Origin of the sequence: Paenibacillus chondroitinus NBRC 15376 (assembly GCF_004000765.1) — a bacterium.
In the GTDB taxonomy this organism is placed as follows: Bacteria; Bacillota; Bacilli; order Paenibacillales; family NBRC-103111; genus Paenibacillus_E; species Paenibacillus_E chondroitinus.
In genome coordinates this window covers 20,134-36,464 of record NZ_BILW01000006.1, presented here as the reverse complement: position 1 = coordinate 36,464, position 16,331 = coordinate 20,134, and the positions used below count along the sequence as shown (strand labels likewise).

Sequence of the window (16,331 nt, the reverse complement as noted above, 5' to 3'; positions counted from 1 at the left end):
ACAACCGTTATTAAATCCCAAACGTATTGCCCCCGTTAACCGAGAGGCATTGTCCAGTCACAAAGCCCGACTCTGACGAGGCTAAGAAAACCACAGCATTCGCAATATCTGCCGGTTCTCCGACTCGCCCAAGCGGTACACCGGTTCGGTAACCTTCCGTGCTCACGCCTTCATGCCGCTCAACAGGTATCCAACCTGGTGCGACCAAATTGACCCGGATACCGTGAGGTCCCAGCTCGCTCGCCCAAGAGCGAGTCATCCCCACCATGGATGACTTGGCCGTAACATAGCTGGAGAAGTTCGCATTCCCGATTTGCACGACCTCGCTGCCGATATGGATGATGCTTCCTTCTCTCTTCAACTTCATCCCCGGAAGTACCGCTTTGGCAAGTAGCAAGGGGGCTTTCACGAAAAACTCCAGCTGGTCCAAGTAAGTCTGCCATGTACTCTCTTCAATCGAAAGCATCGGTTGAGGGCCTGTCGCGTTGTTGACCAGAATATCAATATTCCCGCCAAAATGCTGCTCCACTCGCTCAATAAGCTCGTTAACTTCCGCTTCGCTTGTGATATCAGCGCGAAAAGCAGTGGCGCTGCCGCCAGCGGCAGTAATCAGCCGAACCGTCTCCTCCGCATCCTGCGTGCTATACGCATAGTTGACTGCCACATTCGCTCCCGCAGCCGCAAGCGCAGCTGCGATATGACGTCCCAGTCCGCGTGATGCTCCGGTAACAAGCGCGATTTTTCCCTCTAACCTTGTTGATGAACCCAAGATATCCACCTCTTCCAAGTGAGCTTATTTGTAGACGCTTTTGCCAGCATCCTGATTGTACAGCTCCTTTAATGGTACCATAGATTCGGAAGGAACATAATATTTAAACGGATTCTCATCAATGACACCCAGAAGCTGCTTCCGGTAAGGCGATGCGTTTTCCAGCAAGCGATCGGATGCCGTGCGGTAGTCAATCGGTCTCATCCAGATCGGACTATAGCCTAGAAACAGCTGCCGGCGTGTAAATTCCGAGCGATTAGGTGCTCCGGCATGCCACAGATTCTGTGGGAAAATGAATACGTCGCCCGGTTTACCGCAGACTTGCACTTCTCCGTCCACTAGACCATTCACATCCTGGCTCCCCGGATGAAACGGTTTGTTATGCGAGCCAGGGACGACTTTGGTATTCCCACGGTCCGGCTGGGACATATCGCTCAAGATATAGCAGGTTTTAATGTAATAGGTAGAAGTGATGCCATCTTGCTTCGGAAATTGTGGATGTGGACCGTCTTGATGCCAGTTAATGAAGCTGTGCGACTCGGTTTTCACATCGTTGGGATTCGGTTTACGTACAGTTAAATGTGAAATGTGCAGCTGAATGTTAAAGCCAAGCAGATTAACCATGAGAGGAAGCAGTGTCGGTTCATCGATTAGCGATGCTATTTCATCGTCTCTTTCTATGCTGTTATAAACGTTATAAGCTAATGATTCCGGTTCTTCGGCAACAATTCGGTCGATCGCAGCGTTCAAACGGTTCACTTTCTCTTCTGACAAAATGCCCGGCAGGATCAAGTAACCATTCTCATTAAATTGCTCGATAAGTGCAGGAATATCAAGTTTTGTTTGTGTCATTTGAATACACTCCTCATTTTTTATTAATTTATGGTAAGTATAACCAATAAATTTACACGTGTAAATAGTGTTTTTAAAAGAAAAGGAAGCCCATTTCTCCTTCCTTTTCCGCACACTTCTACGTTTACTTCACGTAGCCAAGCTCTTTAATCCTTTTATCAGCAGCATCTAAATACGCTTTATAATTCATCGAGCCTTCCAACGTCTTAAGGAAGCTGTCATATTCACTCAGCGGACGCTTGCCATATATAAATTTGGAAAACTCTTCTTCAATATAGCGAGTCGCATCTGCAGCGTTATAGCCATTCGGCATATCCACGAATCCAGCCAAACCGTCAATGTGCGGCTGTTTGCTCGCATATTCCATATACTTCGCCTGCGGACCGAATTTCACCGTCAAATATTCCATCTCCGGGCGTCCTGCGAATTGGTACAGCCAGAAATAACCGCCCTCTTTGCCCATCAGATCAGTTGGGACCACTTTACTGCCATCGAGGTTGAAATGTTTGCCCTTCACCCCATATTGCACCAATAAAGACCCATCCTTCGAAGAAACATAATTGAGCAAGTCGATGACTTTCTGCAGCTTCTCCGGATTTTTCTCAAGCGACTTCGGCACGGCGTACAATGCTGCTGCCTTACCAATGTCATAGGCGCTTGCATATTTGCCGCCAGGTCCTTTTAGTGCATCAACTTGCACCCATTTCGCATTCGGATTCACTGCCTTAATTTGCTCAACAAATTGATCCTTCGTCACATTCGGCCAATCCAGATAGACGATTCCCGCTTGCCCTTTAATTGCTTTTTGCTGGTGCTGAAGGCCGGAGTTAGCCAACAGCTCGGGATCTACGGAACCGGATGCAATCATCTTCTGGATAAAAGCAAGAGCATCCTTCATCCCGGGATCATACAGCGAGTTCACCACTTTATTATCCTTCACGTAGACTGTCGGAGTGCCGCCATCCATACCAACGCCATAGGCTCCAAAAATCGTATCAAAAGCTCCCAATTTGCCGCCTGTGAGGCCATACGTATCCTTTTTCCCATTACCATCCGGGTCTTTCTCGGTAAACGCTTTAGCTACCTCAAGCATTTCCTCCGGTGTAGTCGGAACTTTCAGATTCAGCTTGTCGAGCCAATCCTGGCGAATCCAGTACGTGTTGTAGGGAACTTGCGGTGACTTCGCGATGGCATACGTTTTGCCGTTCAGCATCCCTTTCTTCAAACTGTCTGCTCCAATGAAGTCTTGTACGGGCTTAAGTTTATCCAAATAAGGCGTGAGATCAAGCAGAAGTCCCTGGTCTGTAAATTGCTTTAACTGCTGGCGGTCGACAGCGAATAAATCCGGGAAGTTCGCCGATGACATGCGCACGTTTAACTGATTTTTGTAATCGTCGCCAGAGGCATACACGGTCAAATTCAGATCCGTGCCCAGCGCTTTATCCAGCTCTTGCTTAATGATGTCTTGATCAGGAGAAGGAAGGCCGCTGCCCGTTTCGATAATGTCAAGCTTAACCGGCTTGGCGCTGGCAGCCGGCTTGCCGCTTTCCGCAGCTTTATCAGCAGGTTTATTCGCAGCAGGCGCTCCACCGCAACCGGCAATCAGCGTTCCACCGGCGAAAGTCATGGCGAGAAGAATTGGTACAAGCAATTTCTTTTTCATAGATACCCCTTCTTTCTTTTAAAATAAAAGTTGCTTCTATTGTCGCCGTTACAGAACGAATCAGGCTGCAGTCCTGATACATTCAACGGGGTCAACCTTTGACAGAGCCCATCAGCATTCCTTTGGTGAAATGCTTTTGAATGAACGGATACACGATAATGATCGGTAAGCTTGCAGCAACAACAGATGCCATTTGCATCGTTTCGGTAGGAAGCATATTTTCGGCATTTTCCAGCGGTTGCTGGGTCAGCATGAGAATTTCACGAATAACAACCTGCAGAGGAAACAGGTTCCGATCCGTCACATACATAATCGCCTGGAAAAATTCATTCCAATGGCCGACCATGTAAAATAACCCAATCGTGAGCATAGACGGTATGGAAAGCGGCAATACGATTTGCCAGAGAATCCGGAACTCCTTCGCGCCATCCATTCGAGCCGATTCAAACAACTCTTCAGGAAGGCTTTCGAAAAAGCTTTTCATAATCAAAATGTTAAAACTCCAAATCGCATTCGGCAAAATCATCGACCAGACGGAATCCATGAGCCCTAGGGATTTCACAACCAAATACGTCGGAATGAGCCCTCCGCTGAACAACATCGTAAACACAACCATGAGAAGGAAAAAGCTCCTGCCTGGCAGATTGCGACGGCTAAGTGGATAAGCCATCAATGAAGTCAAAATCAGGTTCACAATCGTGCCGACGACGGTGATGAAGATCGTCACCCAGAAAGCTTTGGGAATATTCGTCTCAGTGAACAACTTGTGATAAGCGCTAAAAGTAACGGACTTCGGGATGAGGATGAATCCTCCATTCTTCAGTACCTCGGAGAAAGGTGTGATGGACACGGCAATTACATACATCAGCGGTACGATCGCCGCCAAAGCAGCAAGCCCGAGGATGACGACGACAATCGTGTTTACGATCCGGTCTTCCCAGCCTCTTACCATATGCCATCACCCCATTTCTTGGATAAATGATTCGAACCTAGTACCAAGATAAGCCCTATGACGGATTTGAATAATCCTACGGCGGCCCCCAGTGAGAAGTTCATCTGCTGCAGCCCTGTCCGGAATACCCAAGTATCCAGGATATCGGCAACTTGATACACTTGAATGTTATACAAAATATAAATTTGATCGAATCCGGCATCCATAATATGGCCCAGCTTTAAGATGAGCAGAAGGATAATGACGTTTCGAATGCCTGGCAGCGTAATGTGCCAAATCATCCGCAAGCGGCTTGCTCCATCCACACGGGCTGCTTCGTATAACGTCGGATCAATCGCCGTCATCGCAGCCAAGTAAATAATTGCGCCCCAGCCGAGATCTTTCCAAACTTCCGAGCTTACCAGAATGGTTCGGAAATAATCAATCGAAGTCATGAAGCCAATCGACTGTCCGCCCGCATCTTCGATAAAACGGTTGACGATCCCGGAATTCTGAGAAAGCAGGGCGATCAGAATCCCGTAAATGATGACCCAAGATAAGAAATGCGGCATATACGTGAGCGTCTGCACAACCGTTTTGAACCACCGCAGCCTGCACTCATTGAGCAGCAAGGCCATAATAATTGGCGGCGCCATTCCAAATACGAGCTTGTAGATACTAATGACGAACGTATTAACCATTAGCTGCCCGAAATACGGGGAATTAAAAAACGTCTGAAAATGCTTGTACCAAGGATCCGCCCAACCACTGCCGAGAATGCCATCCAGTATTTGAAAATCCTTAAACGCAATAATCACACCATACATGGGAATATAGCGGAAAATTACGAAATAGATAACGCCAGGCAAAAGCATAAGATAAAAAGCCCGAAAGGCCCAAACCTGCTTCGCAGATAATTTAAGCCTCGCATCTTTTGTTTGTCTCCCCGCCTTTACTTCCTGCTTGGCTACGATTTGCTGTTCCATGAGGCCACCTCTTTTCCATCTGATCACTCGCTTCCTAACGGGTTGAGTTAAGTATAGCAAGCGCTTTCTTTGGAAAATATACAGTGATCCTGCGAAAATGTCCGAATTCTTGCAAACGCTTTATTTGTTTTTTTCTGTATGTTCATGTTCCATTGCCGGAAGTTCAATTCGAATCAACGTTCCGATTTCGGGCAAGGAGAAAATGGACAGACCATACTCCGTTCCAAAATGAAGCCCGATTCGCTCATGGACATTCATGATCCCGATTCCTGTGAATCTATGTTTGCTCGGCGCTTTGTGCCGCTCTTCGAACACACTGTTCAGGACCTCCGAGCTCATCCCGAGCCCGTTGTCCCTGATCGTAATAATCAATTTATCCTTCGCACATTTGGCCCGTATGCGAATGATTCCCTCACGTTTGAGTGGAACTAATCCATGAAAGATAGCATTTTCCACAAGCGGTTGCAGGGTCAGCTTGAGTATGGTTTTCGAGAGCGTGGCAGGCGCTGCGTCGATCTCCATTGTGAATTTATCGCCATAGCGCACCTTCTGGATATACGCATACATGCGCAGCCCTTCCAGTTCGTCCGCTAACGTAACGAATTCCGTGCTTTTATCAAAACTGAAGGACAACAGACCGACCAGGGTTTTGATCGTTTCCCGAACTTCGTAGATCTTATGCTGTTTAGCCAAAGAGCTAATGCAAGCAAGCGTATTGTACAGAAAATGCGGGGCAATTTGGCTCTGCAGCATTTTCAGCTCAAAATGCTTCTTGCGGCGTTCCGCTTCCTTCGTTTCCTGCATCAGATGATGAATCCGCTCCATCATGGCATTGTAGCTTCGCGCCAATCGGCCAATTTCATCATTGCCTGTTGCGTGTATCGTGTGGAGCACTTCCATATCTCGCACGCGATCCATTTTGGCAACCAATGTGCGTACCGGCAGCGTGATATACCGGCTTATCATGTAGGTGCTGGCCAAAACAAGAAATATCCAGAAAACGCCTGCCGTGCTGAAATTCCGGTACAGGCTGGCAATATTTTGATAGAAAAAACTATTTTCATAGAAGGCTATAAAATACCAGCCCAGATTATTCATGCCGGACTTGACCGCAACCAAGTCGCCTTCCGGGCCATTAATCTCCGACGCGCCGACAGGAAGATCCGACACCTGATCGACAAACCCTTCATCCAGCTCTGGCGGATACACCGATGTATGATAAGGAAGCAGCCGGTAAGAGCTGAGCGGGAGGCCAACATCAAACGAATGGACAACATTCTTTTTGTTCGTAATGATGGCGAATGTTTGATTCTTCGTATTCATGAATTGTGCGATCATATTCGTTAATTGAACGAGATCGATTTCCACCACGGCGATCCCTTTCAGCGACTCCGTCGAAGACGATTGAATCGGCAGCACGAAAGCGACTGTTTTACCCGATATAGGGGATTGATAGGGCTCGGTAATAAAAATGCCGTAAGTTTGCTTGGCTTTCTCAAGCAGCTTAGGGATTTCCGGATTTCCAATAATATCGAAAGTGGTTTGCGAGTTGGATATGACATGGCCGTCTACGCCCACTAAATAAAGCGACTTATATAGCGTTCTGTTCATATTCGCATACGAGCGCAGAACGTCCGAAGCCTCCTTTTCCATGCCTACATTTAACAAATCTTCCCGGGTTGAAATCAGCAAAAGAATATTTTGTACATTGTCCAAATAGGCGTTCATATAGAGATTGGTTCGGTCAATAATGACTTGGGCGTCCGACACGACCTGTTTACGAAACAGTCCCTCCGCTTCGCGCAAGTTGATGTAGCCAAGGCCCCCTAACAGTACAAGTGTTCCCAGGGACAAAAATAGAAAATGCTTGGCCAACATACTCCAGCTGCCAAACCATGAGATTAGCGCTTTCATTTTAGCATCATCCCTTTTTATAGTCTGTAGGCGCTACGCCGGTCCAATTACGGAATAGCTGTGAGAAGTAACGGTAACTTGGAATCCCTACCTGCTCGGCGACTTCATACACTTTGAGCTGCGTGTTCTGGAGCAGATTCACAGCTTTCTCCATGCGCAGCCGGGTCACATAATCGTTAAAGGATTCCCCTGTTTCTTCCCGAAACAGTCGGCTAAGGTAATAGGAGCTCAGCCCAACTTCTTCCGAAACGGAGGTTAGCGTAATCGGTTCGCCGAGCTTGATCTCAATAATTCGCTGGGCGAGCTGAACTTCTTTCCGAATCTTCCGTTCGTCACTCACCGCTGGTTTTGGCGCATTCGCATTGGCTGACTCTCGGCGCATCCGTTCTTGTTCATATTGTTTCAGATCGACTTCACGTCGGATCGCTGCTCTCGCTTTTTCAATCGCTGTCTTCATATCCTCTTCATCAAAGGACAGCTTCGTAAAATAGTCCAAGGCTCCTAACTTCAGCGCTTCTTGGGCGTAATGAAAATCGCTATGACATGTTAAGAGCACGAATTGGATGTGCGGAAATCTTATTTTGACGTTGCGGAACAATGTTAAGCCATCCATGATGGGCATCGTAATATCTGAGATCACAAGGTCGGGTTCCAAAGCGATACAGAGCTCCAGAGCCTCCTCCCCATTCTCGGCCTCTCCAACCAGTTCTGCGCCAAATGTAGGCCACGGCATGGACCGGAGTTCTTGTCTTAACGGCAATTCATCATCAATAATCAGCACGCGTACGGGTGCGACAGACATATTGCCCACCACCTTCCTTTGAAGCTTGAAATCGCTATCATTCTTTAACACAATGATATCAATTATATCAGTTTTTGTTTATACAGAAATAATGTAAAAATGTATGAAAAACCAAACTCTCGCGCGCATTATGTCGCCTCCACATGGCGGCTGCCGCCACCAGTCAGAGGACATCTACTCGCAGAAACTCTCGGGGAACTGTGGTCCCCTATTTTTCAAAAAGCAGGCACTTGCGCCAGGTGAGGGGAACTGTGGTCCTTTATTATTCGGTTTTCGATTGAGAAACGGTTATTTATGGTAAAATAAAACCTTGTAGTTCCGTTTCATTACGAAAATATTAAATTTTCTCGAAATAACGCCCTGTAGTTCCGTTTTCCCACAAAATCAGGCTATTTCCTTCGGTAGTTTCGTGGCAATTCAAAAAGAGGCTGCCCTCAAGTAGAAGCATTCTACTTGAAAAGCAACCTCCAGCTAAAATATGTCCCCGCCCCTAGAGGCGCACCGGTTTATTTAAGCGAATCGACTCGTAAGCCGCTAGCGCAATAACCGTTGAATTGTAGCCATCCTCACCTGTAATTGACACAGGCCGATCTTCTTTTAGACATTGAATCCAATCATCGATCAGCATCTCATCTTTGTTATCACCCCAATAGCTCCACTCCGCATGCCCGGTCGTTTCGCTGTATATTTCGTTCACCTGAGCGAAATAATCCATGGAAATGACACCCTCCGTTCCGATGAACGTCATCGTTAAGTCGCGTTTATAAGGAGCCGCATGCTTCCTTGACCAACTTGCATCCAAAGCAGCGATAACTCCGTTGGCAAATTTGACATGAACCATGGCAGCATCATCCATATCGATGCCATGAAACAGACTGTCGGCCTGCGCGTAAACTTCAACGGCTTGCGATTGGAAAATCCAGTTCAATAGATCCATGACATGCACGGTATGATCCATGAGAGAGCCCCCGCCGGACAACGAGCGGTCATTAAACCAACCGCCAATCATTTCGCCTTTGTTCGTCGCCTTAACAGCGATCACCTCGCCGATCTCGCCACGCTCAATGGCCCTTTTCGCCTCCACAATCATCGGAATGTAACGGTTTGGAAAGGACGTCATCAATTGCACGCCGCCAGCTTGGCACGCCTCGATCATCTGACGCATTTGTTCGCGGGACACACCTAGCGGCTTCTCACATAGCACATGCTTTTTGTGCTTCGCTGCCTCAATGGTCATCTCAGCGTGATTGGCGTTTTCCGAGGAGATAATGACGGCCTCGACATCTCCAGCCAGCAGCTCACGGTAATCCGCATAATAAGGCAGCTGGTACTTCCTAATGAACGGTTCCACCCGCTCCCGGTTTTCATCTGCAATTCCGACAAGCTCCACATCGTCGCGCCGTACCAAAGCTTCCAAATAGCTGACCGCATGCAGATGGGCAAAACTGATCATGCCGATCTTCCGTTTATGCATCCTCTTCGCCTCCAATCCCGTGCGAAAACGTAGGGTCCATGAGCTCCACCGGCTGTCCAGTCAAGATGGATTGTTCCGCTGCAGCTGCTACCTTCAACGTTCCAAGGGCATCCTCCGCCGTCATTACCGGCTGCAAACCCTCTTTCACGCAGTCTAACAAATGAACTAGCTCTTCATATTCAGGATTGCGAAAGGAAGGACTGAAGTCTTGCTTCCGTGGACTTGCCGCTTTATAAACATGCAAAGCATCTGTTTTCCGGTTATCATAGCGAAGCAAACCATGTGTACCGGCATATTCCACGGCCGATGTATACTCCTCCGGGTATCCCAAACACGCTTCGAGATTGGCAATTGTCCCACAGCGGAATTTAAGCGTAATCAAGACATAGTCCAAATCCCCCGTGCCTCTTTGCATGGCGTAGACGCTAGTAACTTCCCCTGCGATCCAACGAAGCACGTCGATGTCGTATATAGCGAGCCGCTGGAGCGCGCTTCGTGACTCATCTTCAGGCAGCTCTGGACTATAACGCTTGACGTTAATCACCCCGATGCTGCCAATCGTTCCGGCAACTATCCGCTTTTTAATATCCATTTGATGAAAATAAAAACGTTCCGGATTGATAAATAGCAAGCGACCTCCGCTTGAGCCGGCAGCACGCAACATGGCTTGAACATCCAACAAACGGGAAGCCGCAGGCATTTCGGTTATAACGGTTCTACCCTTTTCTAGTAGGAGTCTCACCGTCTGGGTCCAGTCGTTCCGAAGCTTCTGAAGTCCGACACAAACGAACAAAGTGCTCAAGGGCAGTGCATCGTTCAAATCGGCGATCGAGGGGAAGATAAGGCCACCGTAATCCGCAGCAAGCTCTACTGCCGCTTCCTCCCGCTCATCGTATAGACCAACGATTTCCACCTTTCCCGTTTCCAATAGCAGCTGCGCATATTTTCTCGCCGCATTTCCTGCGCCAACCAAAGCTACTTCTATCATAAAAAGGCCTCCCCCACTTTAGAGCGAAACAGCTTTCCCGGTTTCCGAAGAAACATAAATCGCTTCTAGGATTTCCTGCACAACAAGTGCTTGCTCAGGCTTCACAATCGGATCCTGCCCGTTCATCAAAGCTTCAATCCATAACCGCGCTTCGAGATCCGCCGGACTTTCTTCTTGAGTCTTATAGAAAGGGACCCCCGTATGCTGAAGATGGATACGGGTCGTATACAGTTTCCCATACTTTTCTCCATTGATGTTCAGACCATCCCACATATCGGCGCCTGCCTCTGTTCCGCATAACGTCACTTTGCCCGCACCTTCATTTGTGATGTTTAGCGCCCAGCTCGCTTCAAGTTGAATGGTGGATCCGTTCTCCATCATAATCATCGCCACGGCAGAATCCTCAACCGTGAATTGAATCGGATCCCACGATCCATACGGATTGGCTGCACTTGCTTGCTGCCCCAGCTGATGAAAGGCTTTCCCCAACACCGTTCTGGGTTTATAGTTGTCCATCAGCCATAGGGCGAGGTCGAGCGCGTGTGTGCCGATATCAATCAGAGGTCCGCCGCCCTGCTTATCCTTATTCAGAAAAGCTCCCCACGTCGGAACCCCCCGGCGGCGCAGCGCATGTGCTTTGGCCAAATAAATGTGTCCCAAATCGCCGTTTCGGCACATATGATACAAATATTGCGAATCCGGGCGGTAGCGGTTATTGTAACTGATCGTCAGCTTCTTATTCGTACGTTTCGCCGTCTCAACCATTCTCCTGGCTTCCGCCGTCGTTTTGGCCATTGGCTTCTCACACATGACATGTTTCCCTGCTTCCAATGCGGCAATCGCAATTTCGGCATGCGAGTCGTTTGAAGTGCAGACATGAACGACGTCAATCGTCTTGTCCTCAAGTAAATGGCGGTAATCCCCGTAGACCTTGGCATCCTCCGAACCGAATATTTGAGAGGCTAATCGCGCTTTCTCCTCTGTCCTGTTGGCAAAAGCAGCCATACTCACCTGCGGCAGTTTATTCAGACTAGGCATATGTTTGGCGTTGGCGATGCCGCCGCAGCCAATGATTCCGACTCTCAACTCTTTTGCCATGAACGGGAGCCTCCTTAAGAAATAACGAATACAGGCGTGATCCAAGCATACTGTTCATTTGTTTGTCTGATTTCCACATGATAGGCGTCGCAATCTCGTTCTTTTTCATCGTCGTGCCATTCGCCCCGGAAGGAATACGCGTGTTCAGGTACAGCGCGATGCACGAGGATGGCCTCGGAGCTGTGCGGCAGCATATGCGCCGAGCGGCTTCCTTCAAGGAGCTCACCGATCGTATAAGTGAAGATTTGGCCGTTCACTTCAATGGATAATTGACTGCTTGTGTCTCCTTCAATTTCGAAAATAAGCGCAGCGGTTTGCGGGTGCCGTGTGGACACATTCTTAAACGTCGTACAAGTCCATTCCGCCTTCTGTTCAGACCAAGCTATGAGCTTGTTGCCGAGCAGGTTAATATCCGGATTATCCCGCATCTCCGGCGTCGGCGCCAATACGCTTTGTCCTCGGAAACATGTCTCTAGCGAGACGATTTGCCCCTTGTCCAGACGAGCGTTGCCCTGCCAAACATACCCTGTTTGGCTGTCGCCCCATCCCATTTCCACACGCACTTTATACTTGCCTTGCGTTTGAGGTTCGGGTAACTGCTGAAGACCGGCATGCTGAGCATTAACAACTTTCCATAGCACACCGTTCTTATACACGCTTACTTTGTCAATGAAGTCGCAGCCCGTAACATCCAGTTTAAGCTCTCTGCGTCCGTCTACCTTCACTTCGCTGCCAAAAATAGCGCCGTTCACGGTAAAGGAACACGCGATTTTATCTCCGGTAATTGCATATGTGCGGCGAGCCAGCAGAGCCTCCCATATCGCATCACGCGTTTTTTCAGTAGCCAGTACAGCCACTCGACCGTCTCCATAAGAGCCGGGATATCCAGCGTGATGATCGGTTGAGCCAGCGAAGCCGAACTTCCTTCCGCTTCGAATGGCCGATACAACTGTATTGCGCGAGTCGCGAGGGCCCATCGTATGCAAACACGGATACGCACTGGAGTCGGACATGGAGCAGCCGTGCTTGGAGTATACTTCCACAACAGGACTGATTGACTCCGAAAATGCCTCCCAGTTCGCTCCCCGGTAGCCAGGCGTGTAACTCACATGATGAGGTACAGCAATGACGGGCAGTGGAGCTAGCGCAGCTACAAGCTCAGACGGCGAACCAGCTTCGATCAAAGGGAGCTCATCCGAAGTTGACAGTACATGATGATCACCAAATTCACTTGAGTGGATCTCATAACCTTGAAAGGTTACAAATTCATGTGGAACGTTCCACGTTTTAACCGTTTCACGGACATGCTCCCAATTGCCTCTCAGCTTGGCAAATCCTTTCAAATGGAAATCGACCAAAAATTCCAGTCCTTCCGTTCTTTCCGGCATATCCGGCCACATCGCGTGGGCAATGATTGCGCAGAAATCCAATTGTTCTTTGGCCACAGACAACGCGTTCTCCAAACCGCCAAAACCATACGTAATCCCACAGTGATTATGCAAATCTCCCCAAAACAGCTTCATTTCCCGATCACTCCAATTCATGATAATATCGTTAATCCTTCACGCAAATTTCCACCCCTTATACGGGTAAAATGGATTCCAACCGAGCTTCCACGCAAAATGAGTACGTTTTCCGCTCTCCAGGAGCCAGTACCGGCAAGGTTCCCCTCGCGCGATGTACAGCGCGTCCTTCTGTTGTCGCATTGCCTGGCTCAATGCCGAGTACGTAAACTCCTTTGCCAGGATGCTTCCACTGCGTCAAGACAGGGCTTGCTTTTTTATCGTATCGTATTCCTGCCACTAACCTTTTCTCTTCACCGTTATGCACAATCTTGTTGCTGATGCGAACCTGAACGGTTCCTTCCTTATGATCCTCCTGCACATTCTCGTGTGCCATTACCGATGGCTGTCCATTCTCCAGTGGCGCAGGATACGAGCTCCAACGATCGGTTGCTCCCTGGCCGTTAATCCATCTTTTGGGGCCATCCGGTATATCAATCGCACAGTTTTCACCAATAAGCGGAAAACCAAGGTTAAAATGATGCATCATTAAATGTGCAACAGGCCGCTGCGATTCGTTCGTAACCGAATCCGTGATCTCCAATCTGTTCTCCCCCAGCCTGGTCACGATCGTCCTTTCCAACACAAGGTTCTCACCGGTCGCTGAGCTTTCACGGACGCGTCCGCGAAAAATCAATTCATATTGACCGCTGTCATGCCAGCGCCCCTCCGATTGCAGCAGTTCCGCAGGTGTCGAGGAAATACGCCCGTGCGGACCATACACTTGCCCTTCATCTACACTCGGTTTGCCCATCGTCGTTAAGCCGCAAGTTGCCAGCAAGCCGCCTTCAAAGCTGCGGTTCCACTCCTCTCTTTCATAATAAAAAGGAGCGACAGGCCCGTTTTGCGACAGCCAGGCAAGAGGAATGCCATACAGTTCGCACATGCCAATATCGAAAGAGCGGCTTACCGCAATTTGAAACTGCAGCCCTGAGCCATTGCGAACCTGGATGACTTCATTGCCACGGCCTTTGCCTTGCAGCAGCTCCATACGCTCAAAACCGGCTAATTGGCGAATATCTGGCATATGCGCAAGCAAACTCTCTTTTCCGTGTAATCCGTATACATTCGGCATCCTGTCACTCCCTCAGAAATATTACTTTTTACTTCCGTCTATAAGTGCTTGCAAATCTTTCTCCGCACTTTTCAGCGCTGCATCCGGTTTAACCGTTCCCGTCATAATTCCCGAAAGGGCTGTGTTCATAATTTCATGCTGCTTCAAATAATAAGGCACGAGCGGCTCGTCTTTTGCGACTTTTAACGTTTCCAGGACTGTATCGTAAAATTCGCGGGGCTGCAGCGAAGGATCGCTGAGCACAGAGTAACGAATTGGCAAACCGCCTAGTTTGGCTTCACGCATCGCTCCTTCTTTACTAGTCATGAACTCTACGAATTTCGCTGCATCTTCTTTGTTTTTCGCGTTTTTGTTCATAATCAGCGTCCATGATTGGAAGAGCGGTGTACGCAAGATTTTCCCGTCAGCCTGCTTCTCGCCAGGAATTACGCCAATTTTAATCTTATCCTTGTAAGGGCTGTCGCTTTTCTTAAGCTCTGTATAAGCAGCACTCCAGAAAGGTGCGGCCATCGCAATCGTGCCTGTTTTCAAAGCATCGAATACGTTCGAATACCCCCAGTTTGGCGTATCCTTAGGAATGACTTCGTCCTTGACCATGGATTGCCAGAGTTCTCCGGCCTTGATCGCCCCAGCCGAACCTACACCTGCCTTGCCGTCTTTCGCAATCTCTCCGCCAAATGACCACATCATCGAATAAAATACTTTCGGCTGCTCAGAGCCGGACAACGCCGTCCAAGATGCACCGTATGCTGTTGGCGAAGCCGGATTTTTCGACTTGGTCCATTTATTAGCTTCTGCTGCGAACTCTTCCCAGGTTTGCGGCGGATTCGGAATCAAATCTGAACGGTAGTAGAACAGATGAATGCTTAGGTTATAAGGCATGGCAACCGTTTTATCTTTGTACTTGTATTGAAAAGCAACATCTTTCCAATCATAGTTCGGATCAAACTTCTTGATGTACTCATCGTACGGCTCAATTGCGCCTGCTTCTGCCAGCGGAGCTACATACGTATTGTTTGTAGTCGCCAAGTCAAAAGTGTCCGTGCCTCCAATCAGTTGATTGGTCATGTTGGTAAAATAATTGCTGGCGCCCTGCTCGGTAATGTTGACTTTGATCCCTGTTAATTTCGTGAACTCTTTGCCTTGTTCTTTGACATAATCGCTCGTGTCAGGACCCGTACGTGTAAAAATGGTAATTTCCCGCGCTTTTTGCCCCTCTTGCGCCTTTGGACTCTCTGAACTCCCCTTGTCGATTGGCTTTCCGCTGTCAGTTGAGCATGCACTTGCATAAACAAGACTTGACGCCAGCAATACCGTTAACACTGATCTTCTTTTTAACCGCTTCAGCTTCATGTTCGAACCCTCCATTTTTATTGTTTTTTGCTCTATTTAACTGCCCCCACAGTTAAGCCCTGAACGATATAACGTTGCAGAAACAAAACCATGATAAAGGCAGGCAATAGAATTAAGCTTCCCGAGCCGAATACCGGTCCCCAGTTAATTGAATACCCCGTAATGAAATCCCCGGTTGCTACAGGCAATGTTTTACTTTTCTCCGAAAGCGCAAGAGTAAGGCCGAACAAGTATTCATTCCATACAAACAGGAAGCAAAAAATGCTGGTCGTAATGAGACCCGAGCGGGCCAAAGGCAGCGATACGCGCCAAAAAGCTTCAAGTCTTGTGCAGCCGTCAATTAACGCAGCTTCCTCCATATCTTCAGGCAATTCATCAAAAAATCCGCGCATCGTCCAGATAACAAAAGGAATATTAAACGTAATGTTGGCAATGACAAGCGCCCAAACCGTATTGATCAAGCCAATGCTTTTGAACATCAGGAAAAAAGGAATGATGAGAATCGCAGGCGGCGCCATTTTCGTAAAAATGACCCAGTTCGCAAACGCGTTCCCTCCTGTCCGCCATCGCGCAATGCTATAGGCAGCCAGCGTTCCGGTCGTTAGGCATATAAATGTCGCACATACCGCAACGATCAGGCTATTGATCAGGTATTGAAAAAAATTCTGAGTTTCGAAAATAAATTTGTAGTTAGCGAGTGTTGGCTTAAACCAAACGATGAGTTTTGGCTCAATGATCGCTTGTGTGGACTTGAAACTGCTTAAAATCATCCAGAAAATCGGTACTGCCCACACCAGGATGACGATTGCAATAAGACAAGTTACGACAATTTTCGCCGCAATGGCCTTGAAGGTCCTTTCCATC

14 protein-coding genes are annotated in these 16,331 nt (G+C 48.3%); all 14 read right to left on the bottom strand.

Features of this window, described 5'->3' with window-relative positions; genetic code table 11:
• Window positions 1–10: 10 nt before the first annotated feature.
• Complete coding sequence (locus PCH02S_RS09875; protein ID WP_174806762.1) at window positions 11–769, bottom strand: SDR family oxidoreductase; 759 nt, start codon at window positions 767–769, stop codon at window positions 11–13.
• 24 nt (window positions 770–793) lie between these two features.
• Window positions 794–1,621 (bottom strand): phytanoyl-CoA dioxygenase family protein, encoded by an 828-nt coding sequence (locus PCH02S_RS09870; protein WP_127452474.1) that lies wholly within the window; start codon window positions 1,619–1,621, stop codon window positions 794–796.
• 124 nt (window positions 1,622–1,745) lie between these two features.
• Window positions 1,746–3,284, bottom strand: a complete 1,539-nt coding sequence (locus PCH02S_RS09865) for an extracellular solute-binding protein (RefSeq protein WP_127452472.1) — start codon at window positions 3,282–3,284, stop codon at window positions 1,746–1,748.
• 91 nt (window positions 3,285–3,375) lie between these two features.
• Window positions 3,376–4,236, bottom strand: coding sequence for a carbohydrate ABC transporter permease (locus tag PCH02S_RS09860; RefSeq protein ID WP_127452470.1), 861 nt, complete (start codon window positions 4,234–4,236; stop codon window positions 3,376–3,378).
• Window positions 4,230–5,090 (bottom strand): ABC transporter permease, encoded by an 861-nt coding sequence (locus tag PCH02S_RS09855; RefSeq protein WP_397369575.1) that lies wholly within the window; start codon window positions 5,088–5,090, stop codon window positions 4,230–4,232. Before PCH02S_RS09855 ends, PCH02S_RS09860 begins: the two co-directional genes overlap by 7 nt.
• 231 nt (window positions 5,091–5,321) lie before the next feature.
• Complete coding sequence (locus tag PCH02S_RS09850; RefSeq protein WP_127452467.1) at window positions 5,322–7,115, bottom strand: sensor histidine kinase; 1,794 nt, start codon at window positions 7,113–7,115, stop codon at window positions 5,322–5,324.
• Window positions 7,116–7,122: 7 nt separating this feature from the next.
• Window positions 7,123–7,917 carry a response regulator transcription factor gene (locus PCH02S_RS09845; protein ID WP_127452465.1) on the bottom strand — a complete coding sequence of 265 codons (795 nt, stop codon included), beginning with the start codon at window positions 7,915–7,917 and terminating at the stop codon, window positions 7,123–7,125.
• Between the two features lie 490 nt (window positions 7,918–8,407).
• Complete coding sequence (locus PCH02S_RS09840; protein WP_127452464.1) at window positions 8,408–9,391, bottom strand: Gfo/Idh/MocA family protein; 984 nt, start codon at window positions 9,389–9,391, stop codon at window positions 8,408–8,410.
• On the bottom strand, window positions 9,384–10,379 hold the full coding sequence (locus PCH02S_RS09835) for a Gfo/Idh/MocA family protein (RefSeq protein ID WP_127452462.1): 996 nt from the start codon (window positions 10,377–10,379) through the stop codon (window positions 9,384–9,386). The genes PCH02S_RS09840 and PCH02S_RS09835 overlap by 8 nt, the downstream gene beginning before the upstream one ends.
• An 18-nt stretch (window positions 10,380–10,397) precedes the next feature.
• On the bottom strand, window positions 10,398–11,477 hold the full coding sequence (locus tag PCH02S_RS09830; RefSeq protein ID WP_127452461.1) for a Gfo/Idh/MocA family protein: 1,080 nt from the start codon (window positions 11,475–11,477) through the stop codon (window positions 10,398–10,400).
• Between the two features lie 14 nt (window positions 11,478–11,491).
• A complete protein-coding gene (locus PCH02S_RS09825) occupies window positions 11,492–13,021 on the bottom strand; it encodes a DUF3604 domain-containing protein (protein ID WP_246069011.1) in 1,530 nt (509 codons plus the stop codon).
• A 37-nt stretch (window positions 13,022–13,058) separates the two neighbouring features.
• The gene (locus PCH02S_RS09820; protein ID WP_127452459.1) at window positions 13,059–14,114 is read right to left on the bottom strand and encodes an aldose 1-epimerase family protein; all 1,056 of its coding nucleotides are present in this window, start codon (window positions 14,112–14,114) and stop codon (window positions 13,059–13,061) included.
• 21 nt (window positions 14,115–14,135) lie between these two features.
• Window positions 14,136–15,467 carry a sugar ABC transporter substrate-binding protein gene (locus tag PCH02S_RS09815; protein ID WP_164819500.1) on the bottom strand — a complete coding sequence of 444 codons (1,332 nt, stop codon included), beginning with the start codon at window positions 15,465–15,467 and terminating at the stop codon, window positions 14,136–14,138.
• A gap of 32 nt (window positions 15,468–15,499) precedes the next feature.
• Window positions 15,500–16,330: a carbohydrate ABC transporter permease gene (locus PCH02S_RS09810; protein ID WP_127452455.1), complete on the bottom strand. Its 831-nt coding sequence runs from the start codon at window positions 16,328–16,330 to the stop codon at window positions 15,500–15,502.
• Window position 16,331: the final 1 nt, after the last annotated feature.

Coding starts and splice junctions, on each gene's coding strand:
- PCH02S_RS09865 (WP_127452472.1), bottom strand. CDS start 3,284: ATGAAAAAGAAATTGCTTGTACCAATTCTTCTCGCCATGACTTTCGCC.
- PCH02S_RS09845 (WP_127452465.1), bottom strand. CDS start 7,917: ATGTCTGTCGCACCCGTACGCGTGCTGATTATTGATGATGAATTGCCG.
- PCH02S_RS09810 (WP_127452455.1), bottom strand. CDS start 16,330: ATGGAAAGGACCTTCAAGGCCATTGCGGCGAAAATTGTCGTAACTTGT.
- PCH02S_RS09860 (WP_127452470.1), bottom strand. CDS start 4,236: ATGGTAAGAGGCTGGGAAGACCGGATCGTAAACACGATTGTCGTCGTC.
- PCH02S_RS09830 (WP_127452461.1), bottom strand. CDS start 11,477: ATGGCAAAAGAGTTGAGAGTCGGAATCATTGGCTGCGGCGGCATCGCC.
- PCH02S_RS09855 (WP_397369575.1), bottom strand. CDS start 5,090: ATGCTTTTGCCTGGCGTTATCTATTTCGTAATTTTCCGCTATATTCCC.
- PCH02S_RS09820 (WP_127452459.1), bottom strand. CDS start 14,114: ATGCCGAATGTATACGGATTACACGGAAAAGAGAGTTTGCTTGCGCAT.
- PCH02S_RS09850 (WP_127452467.1), bottom strand. CDS start 7,115: ATGAAAGCGCTAATCTCATGGTTTGGCAGCTGGAGTATGTTGGCCAAG.
- PCH02S_RS09840 (WP_127452464.1), bottom strand. CDS start 9,391: ATGCATAAACGGAAGATCGGCATGATCAGTTTTGCCCATCTGCATGCG.
- PCH02S_RS09870 (WP_127452474.1), bottom strand. CDS start 1,621: ATGACACAAACAAAACTTGATATTCCTGCACTTATCGAGCAATTTAAT.
- PCH02S_RS09825 (WP_246069011.1), bottom strand. CDS start 13,021: ATGAATTGGAGTGATCGGGAAATGAAGCTGTTTTGGGGAGATTTGCAT.
- PCH02S_RS09835 (WP_127452462.1), bottom strand. CDS start 10,379: ATGATAGAAGTAGCTTTGGTTGGCGCAGGAAATGCGGCGAGAAAATAT.
- PCH02S_RS09815 (WP_164819500.1), bottom strand. CDS start 15,467: ATGAAGCTGAAGCGGTTAAAAAGAAGATCAGTGTTAACGGTATTGCTG.